This window comes from Actinosynnema sp. NPDC023658, assembly GCF_040639995.1.
In the GTDB taxonomy this organism is placed as follows: Bacteria; Actinomycetota; Actinomycetes; order Mycobacteriales; family Pseudonocardiaceae; genus Actinosynnema.
In genome coordinates this window covers 1-4,752 of sequence record NZ_JBFAAX010000443.1, presented here as the reverse complement: position 1 = coordinate 4,752, position 4,752 = coordinate 1, and the positions used below count along the sequence as shown (strand labels likewise).

The 4,752-nt window shown below is 69.2% G+C and carries 3 protein-coding genes; all 3 read right to left on the bottom strand.

What is annotated here, in order from left to right; translation table 11 throughout:
- A partial coding sequence (locus tag AB0G02_RS28465; RefSeq protein ID WP_360799679.1) for an NACHT domain-containing protein occupies window positions 1–2,526 on the bottom strand: 2,526 nt, incomplete at its 3' end.
- Window positions 2,527–2,995: 469 nt separating this feature from the next.
- The gene (locus AB0G02_RS28460; RefSeq protein ID WP_360799676.1) at window positions 2,996–4,027 is read right to left on the bottom strand and encodes a hypothetical protein; all 1,032 of its coding nucleotides are present in this window, start codon (window positions 4,025–4,027) and stop codon (window positions 2,996–2,998) included.
- Window positions 4,024–4,752: tetratricopeptide repeat protein (locus AB0G02_RS28455; protein WP_360799673.1), on the bottom strand; the 729-nt coding region annotated here is incomplete at its 5' end. The genes AB0G02_RS28460 and AB0G02_RS28455, both read right to left, overlap by 4 nt.

Below are 4,752 nucleotides of genomic sequence, written 5' to 3'. Positions count from 1 at the left end.
GTCCCCGCGCACCAGGACCGAGGTGAGCAGGGTCAACGCCTCGCCGACCTTGGCGTCGTCGACGAAGTGCAGGACCTGCAACGTGAACAGCGACGCATAGTTGCGCTCGTGCTCGGCGAGCTTCGCCAGGTAGCCTGGGAACGACTGCTCCACCAGCCCTTGTGCGGCGACCTGGTAGGCGTAGTTCTCCGCCAGGTCCATTCGGGCGAGCGTGGCGTCGAGGTCTTCGGTGGAGTACGCCCTGGCCAGCACGTGGCGCACGACCGGCCACGCGAACCACTTCGACCCGGGCGCCCCGCGCATGGCATCGAGCAGGGGGTACAGCACGTCCACGCCGTGGTCGCGCAGGTGGATCGCCATGCTGAACTCGGCCAGGAACTGGTGGTTGAACTGCACGGATGTCGGGTCTGCCGGTGACCTGACCAGCACCTCCTCGCTGAGCAGGTCTCGCAGTGCCTCCTGGTCGTCGGCGTTGTCGTCCAACCACGACTGGGGCAGGACCAGCGCTATGCGGTCCTTCGACCGCTTCCACAGTTCACCTGCGACGAGTTGCCACAGGCGCCTCTTGCCCTTGAGCACGTCGTGCCCGGTCGGGTACCTGCGGCTGCCGTAGACCCGGAACTTGACGTAGCGGTCGCACAGCCGCGACGTGGTCAAGTCGGGCGGCACCGTCCCCGCTGGCACGAAGGTCTCGCACAGCATGAAGAGGAAGTACGGATTCCGGACTATGAGCTGCATCGCGGATCGTTCGGCCGAGAGCTCCCAGACCCGGCCGGCGAACCCGGCTGGATCCGGGACGTTGTCGGAGGGGTGGGCTGTCACGTACCCGAAGACGAGTGCGAGCACTTCCTCCCGATCCAGGTGCGGTACAGAGGTCGGAGGACGCAATGCCCCTGCCAACCTCGCCTCGTATGGCTTGATCCACGCGTCGAAGTGGAACGGGCGGGTGGTCAGCACCACCGACGCCCCTTCCTCGACCAGTTGCGCGAGCCAGTCGACGACGATCGGACCGGTCTGCTGTTCCAACAGGTTGTCGACGGTGTCCAAGAGGACGACGGACCGTCTACCGGAGGCGGTCAGTCGGCGGACCAGTCCGGTCGCCGGGCCGTCCGTTCCGATCAGCGCACCGACGGCCTCGTCGAACCCGTGCACCGATTCGGGGATGGCGTCGATGTTCTGGCAGGGTACGACAAGCGTGATCACGTCGCCGTGCTCGGCCAGGGCGTCGTAGACCTGTCCGGCGATGGTCGACTTGCCCGCCCCCGCGTCGCCGCGGATCGTGATGACGCGGAGTGGCCCGCCGCCGAGCAGCGCGGGCACGACGTCCTCGTCGACAAGCTTGCGACGCACCTCCCGGTGCACTTTCGGAACGTGCAGGGTCCTGCGCAGGGCGGCCGACCGCGCCGTCAGGTCGTCGAACGCTTCGGACGGCGCGACCGGCCGTGACGCGGTACCCGGTGGCGGCGACAGCTCGTCCGGGTCCACGTTGGTGACGTACTTCGCCGCTGCCCTGGCGGCCAACCGCAGGAACCACGGCTTGTCCTCCTCCCGGGTGGACTTCCGCCCCATGATCCGCAACGCGCACCCGACCAGCGACAGGAGCGCCTGCGTGCGCCGCTCCGTCTCCATGCGACCGCCGGCCGCCCACCGGTGGCACGCCGAGTGCACCGCGGTCACCGCCTTCACCAGCCACGCCGGGAGCAGGTTCGGAGCCAGTGGGTCGTCCGGGTCGAGCAGCAGGTCGATCAACCTGTCCCGGTGCCTGGTCGAGACGTCGTCCAGGTTGCGGGCGATGAGGTGGAGCACGAAGTGGGTCGGGTCCCGGGTCGACGGTCCCTGGCGCTCGTAGCCCGCCAAGTCGATCAGGAAGAACTGTCCGCTGTCGACCCGGGGTCTGGCGACCACCAGGACGTTGTCGGAGTGCAGGTCGCCGTGACTCCGGACCGAGAGCACGTGGACGAGCGGTTCCCGGGCGAAGTAGGTGCCCCGCGCGAGCGCGAGCGGGTTGGGCAGCGGGTCGGCGCCGTCCAGGACGATGTTCCTGTCCGGGTATCTCCGCACGTAGGGCAGGAGCCGTTCGGGGTCGGTCAGGTGGTCGCCAAGGTGCGCGCCGAGGAAGTCGGCGACGCCGACCGCGTCCGGCGCGTGAGGGCTGCCGCTCCACTCGCGCAGGATCGCCCCGACCACCTCGCCGCACGTCCGGGCGAACACATCCGGGTCGATGTCGATCGCGCGGCGGGGTGGTGTTCCCTCCGCTGTGCGGCCCAGCGCGTGGTCGAGCAGGACCGCCATCGGCTCGATCTCATCGGCACCGTCTCCGGCCACCACCTGCAAGGTGATCCACATGCCGTCGCCGACCCGGATCGGATCGCCCCACAAGGCGGCCAAGTGGGCTTCGGCGAAGGACGCAGGCGCTTCGCGGAGGGCACGTCGGTGGCGCGCGAACTCGGCTTCCGCGATCGGTTCCTCGGCGGTCCCGACCGTCTTCAGCACCAGCTTCGTCGTGCGCCGTTCCGTCCGGTCCACCTCGACCACCATCGCGACGACAGACGGGCTGCGACCGTTGTCGAACCACCGGTCGAGGCGGTAGTCACAGCCCTTGCCCTGACCGTGCTCGCTCAGCGCGAGCGCCGCGGATTCCCCGATGCGGTCGCCAGACGGGGATCGACCTCACCGCCGATCACCTCGAGGCCCCAGCACTGTCACCACGTCCGCGGGTACCGCCGGGAAGAACTATCAGCGACAACGTGAACAGTCCTCTTATTCTCGAGTGGTACCCGAACCGGGCGGGGACAGCCCGATTCAACCACCACTCCGGAATTGCCCGCGCAGCAGGCTTCGACACATTTCCCCATCGAAGTGCGCCCGACATCTCACCATCCTGACCTGCAAGGACTGTTGGAGATCCGAACTCCCGGTCGATTCCGCAATCTTGCGGCCTTCTTCTCCGCATCTTTTGGAAAGGCGTCTGCCATTGCACATGAACCGGCCTCGGTCAGCCGACCCACAGCCACCCGTCGGCGCGGTAGTCCTTCACCGTGATCGGGTGGCGCGTGAACGCCGGGTCGGTCGGCTCGACGGCGAACGAGTGCAGCGCTTCGGACACCAGCACGACGAGGTCGCGGCCCGGGTTGTCTGCCACGGCCGCTCGAAGGACCTCGCTGTCCAACAGGCGTCCGGCGGTGGTCGCGGGCGGGCCGACGAACCCCAGCGGGCCGGGTGCGACCGGGCCGATGACCACCGCCATCCGCAGTCGGAGCCGGTCGGCGTACAACTCGTTGTCCTCTTGCAGCACGTCCCGCCAGCCCTGGAGCAAATTCGGCACGGTCCGGGGCACATCCAGCCCTGCGGGCAGGAACACCAGCAGCCCGTCACCTGTGCCCTGGTGGTCGGTGTCGTGCAGGTCGACGCCGAGGTGCTCCAGCACCGCGACGGTCAACTTGAAGACCCGGTGCTGTGCCAGTGTCCGCAGCCGCCCCGAACGCCTCCCGTAGCCGACCACGTCGGTGGCAAACCCCATGCGCAGCGGACTGGCCGATTCCGGCCGCCGCGCGGTGCCGCGAACCCGCCCGCCGGAGGCCGAGTGACCCGGCGAAGGCGCGCCGAACGCGGTCCGGACGTCGACCGCAGCCGGATCGACTGCGGACGCGGGACCAAGTGCCGGGTGGGATGTGATCAGGCATGCCACATCGTCCCGGTCGGGTTCCCAGCCGGTCTCGACCCGCCTCCGCGGCCCGGCGAAGGCGCCGTGCGCGACCCGTCCGCTCCGGACGGAGGTGGCGTAGTGGGTCGAGACGTACTCGTCGAACAGGCGAGCGAGCGCCCTACATTCGAAGAAGCGGATTCGCACGCGCTCGATCTCGAGGAGCCCGTGGTGGTCCACGCCCATCGCCAGGCGGGTCAGGGACTCGATTTCCACAGCGGCGGCGTCCTCCAGCACCGCTTCCCGGTTGCCGGCGCAGAACCGGCGTACCCGCTCGTCGACGGACGCCAGCAGGACGGCCAGCTCTCGTGCTGCGTTGATCATGTCTCTCCCATGGCTGCGAGGTCGGCCGAGGCGCGCAGGGTCGCGTCGTGCCGGGGTCCGAGCACCCGGATGCGAGCGGCGACGACCTCCGCCATGAGTTCCTGCGCCGGTCGAGCCTGTCCAAGGTCGCGCAGGAGCAGCGCCGACCGGTGTCGGGACGTCAGGGTCGCCGGGTGGTCGGGTCCGAGCACCTGCTCACGTGTTCGGAGGACCTGCCTGGTCAATTCGTCGGCTTCCACCGCGTCACCACGCTCGTGACGGACGTCGGCCAGCGCTTGGCGCGCGTCGAGGGTGCGCCGGTGCGCCGTCCCGAGGACGCGGGCGCTGGCTTCGGCGAGTCGTCGGAGCAACGTCTCGGCCAGTTCGAGGTCACCGCGGGCCAGCGCCAGGCGACACAGGTGGTGGTGAGTGACGAGGGTGGCGGGGTGGTCCTCCCCGAGAACCTCACGGCGGGCCGCCAACACCTCGTGGAGCACCTCGTCGGCGGTGTCCAGCTCTCGACGCCCTTCTGCGCCCTCTGCCGACCGCCCACGCTCCAAGTGCACGGCGGCGACATTGTTGAGGCTCGTCAAGGTGTCCGGGTGGCGTTCGCCGAGTGTCCGGCGGCGTGCGTCGAGCGCTTCGGCGAAGTAGCGTTCGGCGAAGTCGGTCAAGCCGTGGTCGAACATGACGCGGCCCAGGTAGTGCGCCGTGGTCGCGGTCTCGGGGTGATCTGCGCCCAACAC

Coding starts and splice junctions, on each gene's coding strand:
- AB0G02_RS28460 (WP_360799676.1), bottom strand. CDS start 4,027: ATGATCAACGCAGCACGAGAGCTGGCCGTCCTGCTGGCGTCCGTCGAC.